At 70.2% G+C, this 16,978-nt stretch carries 15 protein-coding genes and 1 pseudogene; 4 read left to right on the top strand and 12 right to left on the bottom strand.

The features are described 5' to 3' along the window. Positions 1 to 3: 3 nt before the first annotated feature. The 3 genes from ACFV5H_RS06955 to ACFV5H_RS06945 all read right to left on the bottom strand — a co-directional run bounded on the left by ACFV5H_RS06955 (position 4) and on the right by ACFV5H_RS06945 (position 3,774). On the bottom strand, positions 4 to 1,005 hold the full coding sequence (locus ACFV5H_RS06955; RefSeq protein WP_385053589.1) for an FKBP-type peptidyl-prolyl cis-trans isomerase: 1,002 nt from the start codon (positions 1,003 to 1,005) through the stop codon (positions 4 to 6). 138 nt (positions 1,006 to 1,143) lie between these two features. Beyond that, complete coding sequence (pafA, locus tag ACFV5H_RS06950; RefSeq protein ID WP_004933460.1) at positions 1,144 to 2,505, bottom strand: Pup--protein ligase; 1,362 nt, start codon at positions 2,503 to 2,505, stop codon at positions 1,144 to 1,146. 9 nt (positions 2,506 to 2,514) lie between these two features. Further along, complete coding sequence (locus ACFV5H_RS06945; RefSeq protein ID WP_385053586.1) at positions 2,515 to 3,774, bottom strand: MFS transporter; 1,260 nt, start codon at positions 3,772 to 3,774, stop codon at positions 2,515 to 2,517. Between the two features lie 94 nt (positions 3,775 to 3,868). Here ACFV5H_RS06945 and ACFV5H_RS06940 point away from each other — a divergent pair, with 94 nt between their 5' ends. Then, positions 3,869 to 4,888, top strand: a complete 1,020-nt coding sequence (locus ACFV5H_RS06940) for a LacI family DNA-binding transcriptional regulator (protein ID WP_385193232.1) — start codon at positions 3,869 to 3,871, stop codon at positions 4,886 to 4,888. 268 nt (positions 4,889 to 5,156) lie between these two features. On the opposite strand, the gene prcA is transcribed toward ACFV5H_RS06940, so the two are convergent. From prcA to arc, 6 genes and pseudogenes are all read right to left on the bottom strand, one after another. Next, positions 5,157 to 5,915 carry a proteasome subunit alpha gene (prcA, locus tag ACFV5H_RS06935; RefSeq protein ID WP_030867325.1) on the bottom strand — a complete coding sequence of 253 codons (759 nt, stop codon included), beginning with the start codon at positions 5,913 to 5,915 and terminating at the stop codon, positions 5,157 to 5,159. Between the two features lie 67 nt (positions 5,916 to 5,982). Then, positions 5,983 to 6,828, bottom strand: a complete 846-nt coding sequence (gene prcB, locus ACFV5H_RS06930; RefSeq protein WP_385193230.1) for a proteasome subunit beta — start codon at positions 6,826 to 6,828, stop codon at positions 5,983 to 5,985. Continuing rightward, positions 6,780 to 6,989 (bottom strand): annotated as a pseudogene (locus tag ACFV5H_RS06925) (endonuclease domain-containing protein); the annotation flags it as partial. The gene prcB and the pseudogene ACFV5H_RS06925, both read right to left, overlap by 49 nt. Positions 6,990 to 7,091: 102 nt before the next feature. After that, the gene (locus tag ACFV5H_RS06920) at positions 7,092 to 7,310 is read right to left on the bottom strand and encodes a ubiquitin-like protein Pup (RefSeq protein ID WP_073933868.1); all 219 of its coding nucleotides are present in this window, start codon (positions 7,308 to 7,310) and stop codon (positions 7,092 to 7,094) included. A 178-nt stretch (positions 7,311 to 7,488) separates the two neighbouring features. Continuing rightward, a complete protein-coding gene (gene dop / locus ACFV5H_RS06915; RefSeq protein ID WP_385053575.1) occupies positions 7,489 to 9,000 on the bottom strand; it encodes a depupylase/deamidase Dop in 1,512 nt (503 codons plus the stop codon). Positions 9,001 to 9,231: 231 nt separating this feature from the next. Continuing rightward, positions 9,232 to 10,998, bottom strand: coding sequence for a proteasome ATPase (gene arc, locus ACFV5H_RS06910; RefSeq protein ID WP_385053573.1), 1,767 nt, complete (start codon positions 10,996 to 10,998; stop codon positions 9,232 to 9,234). A 245-nt stretch (positions 10,999 to 11,243) separates the two neighbouring features. On the opposite strand from arc, the gene ACFV5H_RS06905 reads away from it, so the two are divergent. Continuing rightward, on the top strand, positions 11,244 to 11,549 hold the full coding sequence (locus ACFV5H_RS06905) for a ferredoxin (protein ID WP_385053570.1): 306 nt from the start codon (positions 11,244 to 11,246) through the stop codon (positions 11,547 to 11,549). Positions 11,550 to 11,628: 79 nt separating this feature from the next. On the opposite strand, the gene ACFV5H_RS06900 is transcribed toward ACFV5H_RS06905, so the two are convergent. From ACFV5H_RS06900 to ACFV5H_RS06890, 3 genes are all read right to left on the bottom strand, one after another. Then, positions 11,629 to 12,207, bottom strand: coding sequence for a hypothetical protein (locus ACFV5H_RS06900; protein ID WP_385053567.1), 579 nt, complete (start codon positions 12,205 to 12,207; stop codon positions 11,629 to 11,631). Positions 12,208 to 12,448: 241 nt separating this feature from the next. Further along, positions 12,449 to 13,351, bottom strand: coding sequence for a tRNA (adenine-N1)-methyltransferase (locus ACFV5H_RS06895; protein ID WP_073933638.1), 903 nt, complete (start codon positions 13,349 to 13,351; stop codon positions 12,449 to 12,451). A gap of 59 nt (positions 13,352 to 13,410) precedes the next feature. Then, entirely contained in the window at positions 13,411 to 14,979 is a 1,569-nt protein-coding gene (locus tag ACFV5H_RS06890; protein ID WP_385193228.1) for a site-2 protease family protein, read from the bottom strand. A 307-nt stretch (positions 14,980 to 15,286) separates the two neighbouring features. Here ACFV5H_RS06890 and ACFV5H_RS06885 point away from each other — a divergent pair, with 307 nt between their 5' ends. Then, positions 15,287 to 16,219 (top strand): RecB family exonuclease, encoded by a 933-nt coding sequence (locus ACFV5H_RS06885; RefSeq protein WP_385053561.1) that lies wholly within the window; start codon positions 15,287 to 15,289, stop codon positions 16,217 to 16,219. Positions 16,220 to 16,233: 14 nt separating this feature from the next. Next, positions 16,234 to 16,905, top strand: coding sequence for a response regulator transcription factor (locus ACFV5H_RS06880; protein ID WP_187823384.1), 672 nt, complete (start codon positions 16,234 to 16,236; stop codon positions 16,903 to 16,905). The last annotated feature ends 73 nt before the right edge of the window (positions 16,906 to 16,978 follow it).

Below are 16,978 nucleotides of genomic sequence, written 5' to 3'. Positions count from 1 at the left end.
GCGTCACAGCTTCGCGAGGATGTCCACCGAGAAGACCAGCGTCGAGTCCTTCTTGATGCCGCTGCCCTCCGGCGGATTGTCGCCGTAACCCAGCTCCGGCGGGATGACGATGAGGACCCGGCTGCCGACCTTCTTGCCGGTCAGCCCCTGCGCCCAGCCCTTGACGACCTGCTGCAGCGAGAACGACGTGAGCTGCCCGCGGCCGTACGTGGAGTCGAACTCCTCGCCGCCGTCCCACAGCACGCCCTTGTACTGCACCAGGACGCTGTTCTCGGCGCCGACCTCCTCGCCGTCGCCCTCGATGACATAGCTCGACACGAGCTTCTTCGGGGCGTCCGCGTCGGGCACCTCGATGGAGGGGGCCTTGCCGTCGGTGTTGGTGCCGACCTTGGGCAGGTCCTTGTCGTCCTGCGCCACCTCGGTGCCCTTGGCGGAGCTCTTGGCGTTGAACGAGTCCTGGATGTCGACCACGAACACCAGCGTGTCGGTGCCCTTGATGCCGGCCTGCTCATTGCCCTGCTCGCCGTAGCCCCAGGTGGGCGGGACGGCCATCTGGACGCGGCTGCCGGCCTTCTTGCCGGCCAGCGCGTACCGCCAGCCGTCGATGATGGTGCCCTGGGCGAGCTGGATGGCCAGCGGGGTCTTGCGGTCGTAGGAGTTGTCGAACACCTTCGCGGTGCTCCACACCTGGCCCAGGTAGTGGGCCACGACGAAGTCGTTCTCCGCGACCGTCTTGCCGCCGCCCGCGATGACCGTCTTGACCGCGAGGTCCTTGGACGGGTCGCCGCTGCCCTTGGCGACCGTCGGCTTCTCCCCGAACTCCGTACCCGCGGTGATCGCCGGCAGCGGCCCGTCGACGATCTTCGGCGACGGCGCCGCGGACGTCTGGGGCGCCGAGGGCGAGGCGCTGTCGCTGGCGTTGCCCGAGTCGGACTTGTCGTCGCCGCACGCGGCGAGGGTCACCAGTCCAGCGGGAACGGCAATGAGTAGTGAGCGTCGGCGCACGGTGGGGGCCTCGTAATCATCGATCTTGTGGATGGCGTCCGCGCAACTCTACGGCGTGAGAAGGGCGCCGCACGGTGTAACGTACGGCGCCCGTGTGACGTTCCGGGAATTTCGGGATCCCCCGGTGGAACGCGTCTCTCACATTCCGGCGATCAGCTTCTCCACCCGTTCGTCCACCGAGCGGAACGGGTCCTTGCACAACACCGTGCGCTGGGCCTGGTCGTTGAGCTTGAGGTGCACCCAGTCGACGGTGAAGTCGCGGCGCTGTTCCTGGGCCCGCCGGATGAAGTCGCCCCGCAGCCGGGCCCGAGTGGTCTGCGGCGGAACGGACTTGCCCTCGAAGATCTTCAAATCGTTGCAGATCCGGGCCGCTTGTCCCTTTTTCTCCAGCAGGTAGTACAGACCCCGCCGACGGTGGATGTCGTGGTAGGCGAGGTCTATCTGCGCGACCCTCGGGTGCGACATCGTCATGTTGTGCTTGGCCCGGTACCGCTCCAGGAGCTTGTACTTCATGACCCAGTCGATCTCGGTGCCGATACGGTCGAGGTCCTCGGCCTCGATCGCGTCCAGCGTACGGCCCCACAGCTCCAGCACCTGCTCCACGGTGCCGGTGCGGATGCCCCGGCGCTCGCAGAAGTCCAGCGCCTTCTCGTAGTACTCGCGCTGCACCTCCAGCGCGGAGGCCTCCCGGCCGCTGGCCAGGCGCACCTTGCGCCGGCCCGTGATGTCGTGACTGACCTCGCGGATCGCCCGGATCGGGTTCTCCAGGGTGAGGTCGCGCATCACGGTGCCCGCCTCGATCATGCGCAGCACCAGGTCGGTGGCTCCGACCTTGAGCAGCATGGTCGTCTCGGACATGTTCGAGTCGCCCACGATGACGTGCAGGCGCCGGTAGCGCTCGGCGTCCGCGTGCGGCTCGTCGCGCGTGTTGATGATGGGCCGCGAGCGGGTCGTCGCCGAGGAGACGCCCTCCCAGATGTGCTCGGCCCGCTGGCTGACGCAGTACACGGCGCCGCGCGGCGTCTGCAGCACCTTGCCTGCGCCGCACAGCAACTGCCTGGTCACCAGGAACGGAATGAGGATGTCCGCGAGCCGCGAGAACTCCCCGTGCCGGGCCACCAGGTAATTCTCGTGGCAGCCGTAGGAGTTGCCTGCGGAGTCGGTGTTGTTCTTGAAGAGGTAGACGTCGCCCGCGATTCCCTCCTCGTGCAGGCGTCGTTCGGCGTCCACCAGGAGTCCCTCGAGAATGCGCTCGCCTGCCTTGTCGTGGGTGACCAGTTCGGTCACGTTGTCACATTCCGGCGTTGCGTATTCCGGATGTGATCCCACGTCGAGATAGAGGCGGGCGCCGTTCCGCAGAAAGACATTGCTGCTTCGGCCCCATGACACGACACGGCGGAAGAGGTACCGCGCCACCTCGTCAGGCGACAGGCGGCGCTGTCCCCTGAACGTGCACGTGACGCCGTACTCGTTCTCCAGCCCGAAAATGCGGCGGTCCATGAGGGAACATTACGCCCGATCCCCCGACCTGAAACGAGGTTCGACGGCACGATTTGGATCATTTTCCGAACGGGCCGCGACCACCGCTCTCCCGGCGGGAACTGCCAGTACCCGTCCCGTGGCGACCAAAACCAGCAGCGACACGCCACCCGCGACCCCCGGCACGGCGAACCCCCACAGCGCCCCGCCCGCCTCGACGACCGGACCGGTGAGGCCCGTTCCGACCGACGCGCCGACGGTGAAGGTGGTCACCAGCCAGGAGAACGCCTCCGTGACGGTCCCGCGCGGCGCGTGCCGGTCCACGAGCACAAAGGCACAAGCGATGGCCGGTGCCAGGAAGATCCCGGCGACCACCATGAGCAACGTCATGGCCACCGCGCCCGGCATCAGCATCAGCGGCAGGTAACACACCGCCAGAAGGGCCACCAGCCCCTGGAGTCGCCGCGCGGGCTCACCGGCCCACTGCCGCGCCCCGTACGCCATGCCGCCGATGAGCGCACCCAGCCCGATCCCGGCCATCAGCCAGCCGTACACCTGGTCGCCGCCGTGCTCGTCCGCGTACGACACCGCCGCCACGGTGATGGACCCCAGCGCCATCCCCACGGCCAGGAAGGCACCCAGCAGCGCGAGCAGCCCCGGCGAGCGCAGCGCGCCCAGCCAGTGCGCCTCGCGCGGCGCCGACCGCCAGGCCCGCGAGGGCGGCGAGACGACCACGGAGAGGGCGCCCAGCACCCCGATGACGTTCAGTACGAGCAGCGCGGCCTGCGCCGACCACAACGAGGCGCACACCGTCACCAGCAGCGGTCCGACGGTGAACATCACCTCCTGCGCCACGGCGTCCATGGCGTACGCCCGGTGGACGTGGTCCTCCTCGGGCAGCACGGAGGACCACAGGGCCCGCAGCCCGCCCTCCAGGGGCGGAGTGAAGAGCCCCGCCGCGGCCACCGCGCCGTACGCCACCGTCGACGACCCGGTCCCCGCGAAGGCGAACACGGCCATCGCCAGCGCCGACAGCACCGCGGCCGGCAACTGCACCCGCGGCTGTCCGCGCAGATCCACCAGCCGCCCCAGCACCGGCTGCCCCACGGCATTGGCGACGCCGTACACCGCCGCCAGCGCGCCGGCCAGGCTGTACGTACCGCCCTCCGCGCGCACGAACAGCACGATCGCGATGGCGGCGGTCGCGTTGGGCAGCCGTCCCACGAGCGTGCCCACGAGCAGCCGGGTGGCGTGCCGTGCCCGGAGGATCTCCAGGTATCCCGTGGCCATGCGGGCCCCTTCACTGGAAGTTTTACGTATAACTAAGCACTCCATACGTACCATGTCCGCTGTTCACCAGTCCAGACGAAGGAGCGGCCCGACGATGCCCCGAGCCGGCACCCGCCCCACGAGCCGGGACGTCGCCCGGGCCGCCGGCGTCTCCCAGGCCGCGGTCTCCCTGGTCCTCGGCGACAAGTGGCGCGGCCGGGTCTCCGAGGCCACGGCGGAACGCGTCCGCGAGGCCGCGCGCACCCTGGGCTACCGCCCCAACCTGGCCGCCCGCAACCTCCGGCTGGGCCGCACCCGTACGGTCCTCCTGGTCGTCCCCGCCCTCACCACGGAGTTCTTCGCCGGTGTCTACACCGGGGCCGCCCGGGTGGCCTCCCGGCACGGCTTCGGCGTGGTCCTCTACCCCTCCCCCGAGGGCATCGGCCCCGCCCGCGACCCCTTCGCGTCCGCGCAGGCGGCCCTGGACGGCGTCATCGCCTCCTCCATGGCCGCGGAGGCCCTCACCGCGATCCGCGGCGAGGCGCTGCCGCTGGTGATGCTGGACAGCGACCCCGAGGGCAGTGTGGGCGCGGCCACGGTCAACCTCGACATCGCCGACGGCGTCCGTCAGGTCACCGACCACCTCCTGGCACTGGGCCACCGCCGCTTCCTGCACCTGGCGGCGGATGTGCCGTCCTGGACCTTCGAGGTGCGTGCGCGGGAGCTGGCGGCGCGGCTCGAGGCCGTGCCGGGGACATCGCTGAGTACGGCGCGGGCGCCGATCTCGATCAAAGGGGCGGAGGTGTCGGCGGAGGCCGCGCTCCGCGGGGCGGCGGCGCCGGACCGGCCCACCGCCGTGGTCTGCGACGACGACCATCTGGCGGCCGGCACGTACAAGGCCGCGCGGCGTCTGGGGTTGCGTGTTCCCGAGGACCTGTCCGTCACCGGACTGGACGATCTGGCCCTCGCGAGCGCGATCGATCCGGAGCTGACCACGGTGCGGTTGGACGCGGAGCTTTTCGGTGAGCGGGGGATGGAGGCGCTGCTGGCGGTCCTGGAGGGCCACGCCCCCGATGCGGGCGACATCCCGGTCGAGCTGGTGGTCCGGGAGTCCACGGCCCCGGCGCCCCGCTGAGGGCTTCGGCAGCCCTCGGTGTCGGTGCTGAGCGGGGGTGGGCTCACAGCCCGGCGGCTTACGGGGTGCTCCGCGCCGGCGTCGGCCGGGACGGGTTCGCGCGGCCCGGCACCGTGCGGGGTGCCCCGGCGGTCGGTGCGGGCCGGGGTGGGTCGCGCGGCCCGGCGCCACCCAAGCCCCCGCCGGGACCGCAGCGGCGCCGCAGGCACAAGACCCGTGCCCCCGCCGGGGCGAAAGCGGCGCCGCAGGCGTCAGACGCGCGCGCCCACTACTCGACGTCTCCGCCGGAGTCCGTCTCGGCCTCCGCCTCGGAGGCCGTCTCCGCACCGCCCGCTTCCAGCAGACGGGACAGCTGACGCCCCCCGATCCGCTTGAACTTCCGCTTCTGCGGCCGTGTACGGTCCAGCACCGCCACCTCCAGCCGCTCCGCCGGAATCTCCCGCTCACTGCCGTTGGTGTCCCGCGACAACGCCTGCACCGCCAGCCGCAGCGCCTCCGCCAGCGTCATCCCGTCCCGGTGCCGCTGATCCAGGTACCCGCTGATCTGCTCCGCGTTGCCCCCCACCGCCACCGAGCCGTGCTCGTCCACGATGGAGCCGTCGTGCGGCAACCGGTAGATCTGGTCGAACTCCGGGGTCTCCCCGACCTCGGCCACCACCAGCTCCACCTCGTACGGCTTCTCCCCCACACTCGAGAAGATCGTCCCCAGCGTCTGCGCGTACACGTTCGCCAGGCCCCGGGCCGTCACATCGTCCCGGTCGTAGGTGTAACCCCGCAGATCGGCGTACCGCACGCCCCCGATCCGCAGATTCTCGTACTCGTTGTACTTACCGGCCGCGGCGAACCCGATCCGGTCGTAGATCTCGCTGAACTTGTGCAGCGCACGGGACGGGTTCTCACCGACGAACACGATCCCGTCGGCATACTGCAGCACAACAAGGCTGCGACCACGGGCGATGCCCTTACGGGCGTACTCCGCCCGGTCCGCCATCGCCTGCTGGGGTGAGACATAGAACGGCGTCGACACCGGTTATCCGTCCCTTTCTGTCAAAGTCACTGGACCACCAAACAACCGAACAACCCTCCCGCGCGGCCTACAGCAGCGAGGCCCGCGGCCCGTCCGGCTGCTCCAGCCGCCGCTCCAGCACCGACCGGGCGATGTCGGACGCCTCGTCCTCGGTGAGCCGGCGGAAGCCGTCATCGGTGATCACGGTGACGATCGGGTAGATCCGGCGGGCGACATCGGGACCACCGGTCGCCGAGTCGTCGTCTGCCGCGTCATACAGCGCCTGCACCACCAGCGTGGTGGCCTCGGCCTCACTCAGGTCGTCCCGGAACAGCTTCTTCATCGCACCGCGCGCGAAGATCGACCCGGAACCGGTCGCGGCGTACCCCTGCTCCTCGGAACGTCCGCCCGTGACGTCGTAGGAGAAGATCCGCCCCTTCTCCCGGTCCACGTCGTACCCGGCGAACAGCGGAACCACGGCGAGGCCCTGCATCGCCATGCCCAGATTCGAACGGATCATCGTCGACAGCCGGTTCGCCTTGCCCTCCAGCGACAGCTGCGCGCCCTCGACCTTCTCGAAGTGCTCCAGCTCCAGCTGGAACAGCTTCACCATCTCCACGGCGAGACCGGCCGTACCGGCGATCCCCACCGCCGAGTACTCGTCGGCCGGGAACACCTTCTCGATGTCCCGCTGCGCGATGACGTTCCCCATGGTGGCCCGCCGGTCACCGGCGAGCACGACGCCGCCGGGGAAAGTCACCGCCACGATCGTCGTCCCGTGCGGCGCCTCGATCACACCCTTCACGGGCGGCAACGACCTCTTGCCCGGCAGCAGTTCCGGCTGGTGCTCGGAGAGGAAGTCCATGAAGGAGGACGACCCGGGCGTCAGGAAGGCGGCCGGCAGACGCCCGGTGCTACGAGTGTTCGCTTCCACGAAGTTCCTTCCAGGTAGGCGGCTGCCCGACGAACAGCGTCGGGATCATCTCCCAACTTGCCGATGGCCGAATTGCAGTTGAAGCACAGTACGCCACGGACCCTACCCGTCCTGCGGCAATGATCCACATGTACGGCGGAGGCTTTCGGGCAGCTCCCGCAGCGCGGACGCTGCCCGCGGCCGGTCCATCCCGCGCCACGGACAGCGTCTCACGCCACCTTCGACTCTCACCCCGGACACCCCCGCAACCTTCGATACGAAGGCTACTGGCCGCCCTTTTGCACGAAGCTTCGAACGAAGTCCTCGGCGTTGGCCTCGAGCACGTCGTCGATCTCGTCGAGAACGTCGTCCACGTCCTCGCTCAGCTTTTCCTGACGCTCCTTGAGGTCCTCCGAAGCCTGCGCTTCCGACGCCTGCTCCTCGACCTCCTCCGTGGACCGGGTGGCCTTCTGCTGTCCGCCGCCGGTGTCCTTGGTCGCCATCACCCTCACCCCGCTCGGTTCGCCCGACACACTTGCTCGGTCAAGATCAGACCCTACTCGCCGGGTCCGACAATGCCCCCGCAGTTGCTCCAACGTACGGGGACCATCCCGATGATTCCCGGACCCGGCGTTTTCCACCCTGTCCGGCCGGCCCTTCCCGGGTACCCCCGGTACCCGCTCAGTTTCCCGACAACACCCTGACCAGGTCTTCTGCCGTACGGCAGCGGTCCAGGAGCTCCTTGACGTGATTACGCGTTCCGCGAAGCGGTTCCAGGGTTGGGACCCGCTGGAGCGAGTCCCGGCCCGGCAGATCGAAGATCACCGAGTCCCAGGAGGCCGCCGCGACATCGTCCGCGTACTGCTCCAGACAGCGCCCGCGGAAGTACGCGCGGGTGTCCTCCGGAGGCTTCGTACGGGCCCGCTCGACCTCTCCCTCGTCCAGCAGCCGCTTCATCCGTCCCCGGGCCACCAGACGGTTGTAGAGGCCCTTCTCGGGGCGTACGTCGGCGTACTGCAGGTCCACCAGGTGCAGCCGGGCGGCGTCCCAGTCCAGGCCGTCCCTGCGCCGGTAGCCCTCCATGAGCTCCCGCTTGGCGACCCAGTCCAGCTCGCCGGCCAGGCTCATCGGGTCGTTCTCCAGCCGCGTGAGCGTGTCCTCCCAGCGGGCCAGCACGTCCTTGGTCTGGTCGTCGGCGTCCGCCCCGAACCGCTCCTCCACGTACTTGCGAGCCAGCTCGAAATACTCCATCTGGAGTTGTACGGCGGTCAGCGTCCGCCCGCTGCGCAGCGTGACCAGCCGCTTCAGGGACGGATCGTGCGACACCTGGTGCAGCGTCCGTACCGGCTGGTCGACCGCCAGGTCCACCGCGATGAACCCGTCCTCGATCATGGACAGGACCAGCGCCGTCGTACCCAGCTTCAGATACGTCGAGATCTCGGACAGATTCGCGTCGCCGATGATCACATGCAGTCGCCGGTACTTCTCGGCGTCGGCGTGCGGTTCGTCGCGCGTGTTGATGATGGGCCGTTTGAGGGTCGTCTCCAGGCCCACCTCGACCTCGAAGTAGTCCGCCCGCTGGCTGAGCTGGAACCCGTGTTCGTGGCCGTCCTGGCCGATGCCGACGCGGCCGGCGCCGGTGAAGACCTGGCGGGAGACGAAGAACGGCGTCAGGTGGCGCACGATGTCCGAGAAGGGGGTCTCCCGCTTCATCAGGTAGTTCTCGTGCGTGCCGTAGGACGCGCCCTTGTTGTCGGTGTTGTTCTTGTACAGGTGGATCGGCTGGGCGCCGGGAAGCTGTCCGGCGCGTTCCGCCGCCTCGGCCATGATCCGCTCGCCGGCCTTGTCCCAGAGCACGGCGTCGCGCGGGTTGGTGACCTCGGGGGCGCTGTACTCCGGATGGGCGTGGTCGACGTAGAGCCGCGCGCCGTTGGTGAGGATGACGTTGGCCAGGCCGATGTCCTCGTCGGTGAGCTGGCTGGCGTCGGCGGTCTCACGGGCGAGGTCGAAGCCTCGTGCGTCGCGCAGCGGGTTCTCCTCCTCGAAGTCCCAGCGGGCCCGGCGGGCCCGGTGCATCGCCGCCGCGTAGGCGTTCACGATCTGGGACGAGGTGAGCATGGCATTGGCGTTGGGGTGGCCGGGGACGGAGATGCCGTACTCCGTCTCGATGCCCATTACTCGCCGTACGGTCATGCGGCCCTCCTTGCCCGGCGGCGTCCCCGGTCGGGGGCGCTGCTGTACCGCCGGCGCTCCGGTGCGTGTGCGGTGCCCGTCCCCGCACTGCGCGACTCGGCGGTACGGAAGAGCCTAGAACGCCTTTGCGCTGGTGGGGAGATCATTTGCGTCATTGCTGTGCTCCAGCCGTGGCCCGAAAAGCAGTCGGCTGCGGGTACCCGTCGAGGGCACCCGCAGCCGCCCTGGCTTTTACAGGTACTGACCGGTGTTCGCCACCGTGTCGATGGAGCGTCCGGTGTCCGCGCCCTGCTTTCCGGTGATGAGGGTACGGATGTAAACGATCCGCTCGCCCTTCTTTCCGGAGATGCGGGCCCAGTCGTCCGGGTTGGTGGTGTTGGGCAGGTCCTCGTTCTCCTTGAACTCGTCCACGCAGGCCTGGAGCAGGTGGGAGACCCGGAGGCCCTTCTGGTTCTTCTCCAGGAAGTCCTTGATCGCCATCTTCTTGGCGCGGCCCACGATGTTCTCGATCATGGCGCCGGAATTGAAGTCCTTGAAGTAGAGGACTTCCTTGTCGCCGTTGGCGTAGGTGACTTCCAGGAAGCGGTTCTCCTCGGATTCGGCGTACATCTGTTCCACGGCGGTCTGGATCATGCTCTGGACCGTCATGGCCTTGTCGCCGCCGTGCTCGGTGAGGTCGTCGCCGTGCAGCGGGAGGCGCTCGGTGAGGTACTTGCCGAAGATGTCCTGGGCCGCCTCGGCGTCCGGACGCTCGATCTTGATCTTCACGTCCAGCCGGCCGGGCCGCAGGATGGCGGGGTCGATCATGTCCTCACGGTTGGAGGCGCCGATCACGACCACGTTCTGCAGGCCTTCCACGCCGTCGATCTCGGCGAGCAGCTGCGGGACGATGGTGTTCTCCACGTCCGAGCTGACACCGGAGCCGCGGGTGCGGAAGAGGGACTCCATCTCGTCGAAGAAGACGATGACGGGGGTGCCCTCGCTGGCCTTCTCCCGGGCCCGCTGGAAGACCAGGCGGATCTGCCGCTCGGTCTCGCCGACGTACTTGTTCAGCAGCTCGGGGCCCTTGATGTTGAGGAAGAAGCTCTTGCCGGCGGCCTGGCCGGTGACCTCGGCGACCTTCTTGGCCAGCGAGTTGGCGACGGCCTTGGCGATGAGCGTCTTGCCGCATCCGGGGGGCCCGTAGAGCAGCACGCCCTTGGGCGGCCGCAGTTCGTGCTCCTTGAACAGGTCCGGGTAGAGGTACGGCAGCTCGACCGCGTCGCGGATGGCCTCGATCTGGCCGCCGAGGCCGCCGATCTGCTCGTAGCCGATGTCGGGGACTTCCTCGAGGACGAGTTCCTCGACCTCGCTCTTGGGGACGACCTCGTAGACGTATCCGGAGCGGGGCTCCATGAGCAGGGCGTCGCCGGGGCGGATGGTGACGTCCAGCAGCGGCTCGGCGAGCCGCACCACCCGTTCCTCGTCGGTGTGCCCGAGCACAAGGGCCCGCTCGCCGTCCTCGAGGATCTCCTTGAGGGTGACGATGTCGCCGACGCGCTCGAACTGCATGGCCTCGACCACGTTGAGCGCTTCGTTGAGCATCACCTCCTGGCCGCGCCGGAGGTCTTCCAGCTCGACGCCGGGGCTGACGTTCACCCGGAGCTTGCGGCCGCCGGTGAAGATGTCGGCCGTTCCGTCCTCGTTCGCCGTGAGGAAGACCCCGAAGCCGGCCGGGGGCTGTGCGAGCCGGTCGACCTCCTCCTTGAGGGCCACGATCTGGTCGCGGGCCTCACGGAGCGTGCCGGCGAGTCGTTCGTTCTGGGCGGACACGCCGGCCAGGTTGGTCTGCAGCTCGACGATCCGCTCTTCGAGAATCCTCGTGTGTCGCGGAGAGTCGGCGAGCTTGCGTCGCAGGACGGCGATCTCCTGCTCAAGGTAGGCAATCTGCCCGGCCGGGTCGTCGGACCCGCGTCCTGGGCGGATGCCGCGGTTCATGTCGTCGTCGTGGGCTGCCACGGTCCTCACCTCCTCCAAGGGGAGCTGGACGCTTCCAGACCCTACCTGGGCGGGTGTCGATTGAAACCCCTAGATCACAAAGACGGTCGGGGTGTGTCCGATCTTCACCCTTGCGCTCTCCCTCACGCCAGGGGAATACCCACCGAAGATGATTGGAACCCAGGCGAAGGTAGGGTCGAAGTGTTCAACACCCGTCAGAGCTGGCCGGATTCCCGTTCGGTTCGACGCAGGAAACGGCAGGAGAGATGAGCGTGCGGCAGGAGACCGGAGTCGGTGGCGAGGCCCTGGAGGTCTGGATCGACCAGGACCTGTGTACCGGTGACGGCATCTGCGCCCAGTACGCGCCCGAGGTGTTCGAGCTGGACATCGACGGTCTGGCCTATGTGAAGAGCCCGCAGGACGAGTTGTTGCAGGACAAGGGGGCGACAACGCCCGTGCCGCTGCCGCTCCTCGCGGATGTGGTCGACTCGGCGAAGGAGTGTCCGGGCGAGTGCATTCACGTCCGTCGGGTTTCGGACAGCGTCGAGGTGTACGGGCCGGACGCCGGGTGATCGATTTGGCACAGCGCGTCACGATTGTCTGATTTATCACATGCCGGGGCGCGCGCCCAGCCGTACGCCCGCGCGCGGGTCACACACTCCTGGCGCCGGACGGGGCGGACCGCACGAACGCGCCGTTCTCCCACCGCCATTTCACGTTCTCGCGCACATCGGGGCAGCAACTGGGCACGTCGGCGGAGGAGTAGCCGAAGAGCACGGCGGTGACCTCGCCGTCACGTACGGCGAAGTCGCCGATGTTGGTGCGGTCCTCGGGGTCGGCGAGGGTGGCGACCACGCGCGGTGCCGTACTGCCCGCGCTCCGGGTGAGGACGTACACGCCGTCGGGCGGGGTGCCCATCGGGGAGTCGCAGTGGACCACGGCCACCGTCTCCGGGCGGCCGTCGCCGTCGAGGTCGCCGGACGCCTTCTTCTTCACCACGGCCTTCACCCTGCCGCAGTCGAGGGGGAACTCGGCGGCCGCGGGGTCGGGCGGGACGATGTGCGCCGGGGCGCTCTTCGTGTGCGGGCCGGGCGTCGGGGCCGCGGTGGCGGCGTCGGGCCCCAGGACCGGGGAGAGGGCCACGACACCGGCGAGAGCCGTGGCGGTGGCGACCCAGTGGATGGGCCGGGTGTGCGTGTGGGCGAGCTCCGGGACGGCGGATGGCTGCACTAGGAGTGTCTCCTGTGAGGGCTGTGCCGGTGGGGGGGTGGCCAGCATCGTGCCACACGTCACAGTACGGAGGGAACGGCGGGGGTGTGCGGTTCCGGTGCGGGGGAACCGGAAGGGGTTTCGCTCTCCGCGCCGTCGGCCGGGTCGTCGGGTCAACGTGAGGACGCCGTGGCGCAGTTCCCGGTGGTTGCCGGGAACTGCGCCACGGCGCCTGTTCGTTGTGGGGAGGGGGCGGGCCGCGTCAGCGGGCGGCGCCTCCGTCGGCGTTGGGGCCCGCGTAGTCCTCGCCGTAGGCGCCCTTGGCGGGGCGGCGACGGCGCATGGGCGGCTCGACACCGTCGGCGAGGCGACGGGCGGTGAGCAGGAAGCCGGTGTGGCCGATCATCCGGTGGTCCGGGCGGACGGCCAGGCCCTCGATGTGCCAGTTGCGGATCATCGTCTCCCAGGAGGTCGGCTCGTTGAAGCAGCCGATCTCGCGGATGGACTCGACGGTCCGGGCGAGCTGGGTGGTGGTGGCGACGTAGCAGCACAGGATGCCGCCGGGGACGAGCGCCTTGGAGACGGCCTCCAGGCACTCCCAGGGGGCGAGCATGTCGAGGATGACGCGGTCGACGTCGGTGTCGGACAGGTTGTCCTGGAGGTCTCCGACGGTGAGCTGCCAGGCGGGGTGCGGGCCGCCGAAGTAGCGCTCGACGTTCTGCCGGGCGATGTCGGCGAAGTCCTCGCGGCGCTCGTAGGAGTGCAGCATGCCCTGGTCGCCGATGGCGCGCAGCAGGAAGCTGCTGAGCGAGCCGGAGCCGACGCCGGCCTCGACGACGCGCGCGCCGGGGAAGATGTCGGCGAAGGCGAGGATCTGCCCCGCGTCCTTGGGGTAGACGACGGCTGCCCCGCGGGGCATGGACAGGACGTAGTCGGGGAGCAGGGGGCGCAGCGCGAGGTAGGCGACGTTCCCGGTGGTGCGGACAACGCTGCCCTCGGGAGCGCCGATCAGTTCGTCGTGGGGGAAGGAACCCTTGTGGGTGTGGAAGTTCTTCCCGGCCTCGAGCGTGAACGTGTAGTGGCGGCCCTTGGGGTCGGTCAGCTGAACCTGGTCCCCGACCTTGAAGGGCCCGCGCCTGCGGGCGGCACCGGTCGGTTCGGACATGTGAACAGCCTACCCGTCCCGGGAGGAGGCGCCGACCACCGCCGGTGCGGGCAGGGGGTTCAGCTGGGCCGCGCCATCGCCTTCACGAAGGCCCGCTCGACGTCGGCCGCGGACAGGACGCCGTAGATCTCTCCGCTGTCCTCGACCACCAGGTACTCGGTGGCCGGGGTGGCGCGCAGGGCGTCCAGGAGGTCCTCTCCGGCGAGCTCGGCGGAGACGTGCATGCCGTCGGTGAGGTCCTGGGCGAGTCCGCCGACCGGTACCCAGGGACGGCGGTGTTCGGGTACGCCGACGATGGCGGCCTCGCGGACCAGGGAGAGGGGGACGCCGTCGGGGTCGACGACGACCAGGGCGCGGGCGCCGGCGGCGTTGGCCCGGCGCAGGGCCTCGGAGAGGGGTGTGTCGGTCTCGACGGGCACCGCGCGGCGGGTGAGGTTGCGGGCGCGCAGTTCGGGGAGGTGTTCGCGCAGCCGGGCCATGCGCAGGCTGTTGCCGGCGCCGGTCCAGATGATCGCGGCGAGGATGGCGGCGAGCAGGGCGTCCAGGACGGTGTCCATGCCCACGTTGTCCACGGCGTCGGAGCCGAGGGCGCCGGACTGGGTGAGCAGCGGGAGGCCGATCAGGACGGCGACGGCGAGGGCGCGGCCGACCCAGGCGGCGGCGATGGTGCCGGTCATGGGTTTGCCGCTGATCGCCCAGACGACGGCGCGGAGCATGCGGCCGCCGTCCAGGGGGAGGCCGGGCAGGAGGTTGAAGACGGCCACGATGAGGTTGGAGACCATCAGGCCGGCCAGCAGGACGCCGGGGACGCTGCTGGGGTCGACGGCCAGCAGCCCGAGGTAGAAGAGGCCGGACAGGACGAGGGAGAGCAGGGGGCCGACGAAGGCCAGCACGAACTCGCGGCCGGGGGTCTCGGCCTCCTTCTCGATCTCGGAGACGCCGCCGAAGAACTGGAGCTGGATGCGGCGCACCGGGAGCTCGAAGCGGAGGGCGGCGAGGGTGTGGGCGAGCTCGTGGACCAGGACGGAGGCGTAGAAGGCGACCGCGAAGAACAGGGAGACGAGGTAGCTGGCGGCGCCGAGCTCGGGCAGCACGCGGTCGATCTGTCCGCCGAACACCCAGGTGATGAGGATGGCGACGAGGAACCAGCTGGGTGCCACGTACACGGGCACCCCGAACGGGCGCCCCATCAGCAGCCCGCCCCGCTGCTTCTCCTGCGGCCGCTGCGGCGCCGACGCCTGCCCCGCACCGGAGTGAGCCGGCGATCGTTTTCCACCGCGCTCGTCACCGGGCCCGCCCGCGGACGCCGGGGACTCGCCGGTCCCGGCGCCCGGGGGCCTCGGCCCCGCGCGGTCGTCGGCCGGTGTCCGGGATCCGGTACGGGTGTCGGGGCGGCGGCCGGGCTGTTCGTCGGCGGGGCCGTCCGCGGGCGCGGGGGGTTCGCCGGATGCGGTGCCCCCGGGGTGTTCGTCGGTGGGCCGGTTCGCGGGCGTGGGGTCCGCGGCCGGGTGTCGGGGGTGCTCGGGCCCGTGGACGGAGGGGTCGGGGGTCGGAGGGCGAGGGCCCGTGTGGTCGGGCGACTCGTCGTTGCCGGGTCGCGGCTGTCCGCGCCCGCCGCTTACGTCCACCGGTGTCCCCTCGTTCGCTGCGTCTCCCGTGCCTGCCGGACGGGAGGGTCTCGTGTCGATGGTATGCGGCCTGCGCCGCGCGTTCCGCCCCGGCACCCTGTCTCTTCCCCTCCTTCCCCTTCCCTCCCCGCCGTCACGCGCGGCGCCCGCGGTGGGTGGGGCGGGGCCGGGTCGGGGGTGTCCGTCCTCGGACCTGCGCGATCGGGCCGGCTGGAGGGGCGCGGACGCGCCGGCCGCCCCCGCCCCGTCCCCTTCTCCCCGTCGGCGGCGTACGCGCTGTCAGTGGCGGGCCGTAAGGTCTGTGGGCATGGAGACGAGCATCGAGGGCGAGGAGCGGGCCGACGGCGGCGGCCCGGGCACCGTGGGCGTACGGGCGGACACGGCCGCCGCCATACCGCCCGCGTCGCTGTCCCCCTCGCGTGCGAGCGACTTCATGCAGTGCCCGCTGCTGTACCGGTTCCGGGTCATCGACCGGCTGCCGGAGAAGCCGAGCGAGGCCGCGACCAGGGGCACGCTGGTGCACGCGGTGCTGGAGCGCCTCTTCGACGCCCCGGCCGCCGACCGCACAGCGCCCCGGGCGAAGTCGCTGGTCCCGGGTCAGTGGGACCGGCTGCGCGAGACCAGGCCGGAGGTCATGGAGCTGTTCGCCGACGATCCGGAGGGCGAGCGGCTGGCGCGCTGGCTGGCGGAGGCGGAGAGACTGGTCGAGCGGTGGTTCTCGCTGGAGGACCCGAGCCGGCTGGAGCCCGCCGAGCGGGAGCTGTTCGTCGAGGCGGAGCTGGACTCCGGGCTGAGACTGCGCGGCATCATCGACCGGGTGGACGTCGCGCCCACCGGCGAGGTGCGGATCGTCGACTACAAGACGGGCAAGGCGCCCCGGCCGGAGTACGCCGAGGGCGCGCTGTTCCAGATGAAGTTCTACGCCCTGGTGGTGTGGCGGCTGAAGAAGGTGGTCCCCCGCCGGCTCCAGCTGGTGTACCTCGGCAGTGGTGACGTGGTGACCTACGATCCCGTGCTCGCGGATCTGGAGCGGGTGGAGCGCAAGCTGCTCGCGCTGTGGGACGCGATCCGGCTGGCGACCGAGACGGGTGTCTGGCGCCCGCGTCCCACGAAGCTGTGCGGCTGGTGCGACCACCAGGCGCACTGCCCGGAGTTCGGCGGCACTCCCCCGCCGTACCCCCTGCCGGTGAGGGCGCCCGAGTCCGGCGGGGCCCAACAGGGCAGAATGGGGCCGGACTAGCGAAGGAGACTTACGTGGCCATCCGCGTCCTACTGGTCGACGACCAGCCGCTGTTGCGCACCGGGTTCCGGATGATTCTGGAGGCCGAGCAGGACATCGCGGTCGTCGGCGAGGCCGGAGACGGCCTCCAGGCCCTGGACCAGGTGCGGGCGCTGCAGCCCGATGTGGTGCTGATGGACATCCGCATGCCGCGGATGGACGGGGTGGAGGCGACCCGGCAGATCACCGGGCCCGAGCGGGACGGGCCGGCGAAGGTGCTGGTGCTGACGACGTTCGATCTCGACGAGTACGTGGTGGAGGCGCTGAAGGCGGGGGCCAGCGGCTTCCTGCTGAAGGACGCCCCGGCCAACGAGCTGGTGCAGGCGATCCGTGTGGTGGCCGCCGGGGAGGCGATGCTCGCGCCGAGCATCACGCGCCGGCTGCTGGACAAGTACGCCACGCATCTGCCGTCCGGTGACGAGCCGGTGCCGGACACGCTGCACACACTGACCGAGCGTGAGGTCGAGGTGCTGAAGCTGGTGGCGCGCGGGCTGTCCAACGCGGAGATCGCCGCCGACCTGTTCGTCAGCGAGACCACCGTCAAGACGCACGTCGGCCATGTGCTGACCAAGCTGGGGCTGCGCGACCGGGTGCAGGCGGCGGTGTACGCCTACGAGAGCGGGCTGGTGCGCCCCGGCGCACAGTAGTGCGGTACGACGAAGGGCGCCCTCCCCGACGGGGAGGGCGCCCATAGTCGTAACCGGTAAGGGGTCAACCCAT

It is taken from the genome of Streptomyces sp. NPDC059787 (assembly GCF_042732315.1).
GTDB lineage: Bacteria > Actinomycetota > Actinomycetes > Streptomycetales > Streptomycetaceae > Streptomyces > Streptomyces atrovirens.
This window is presented reverse-complemented; position numbering and strand designations above follow the sequence as displayed.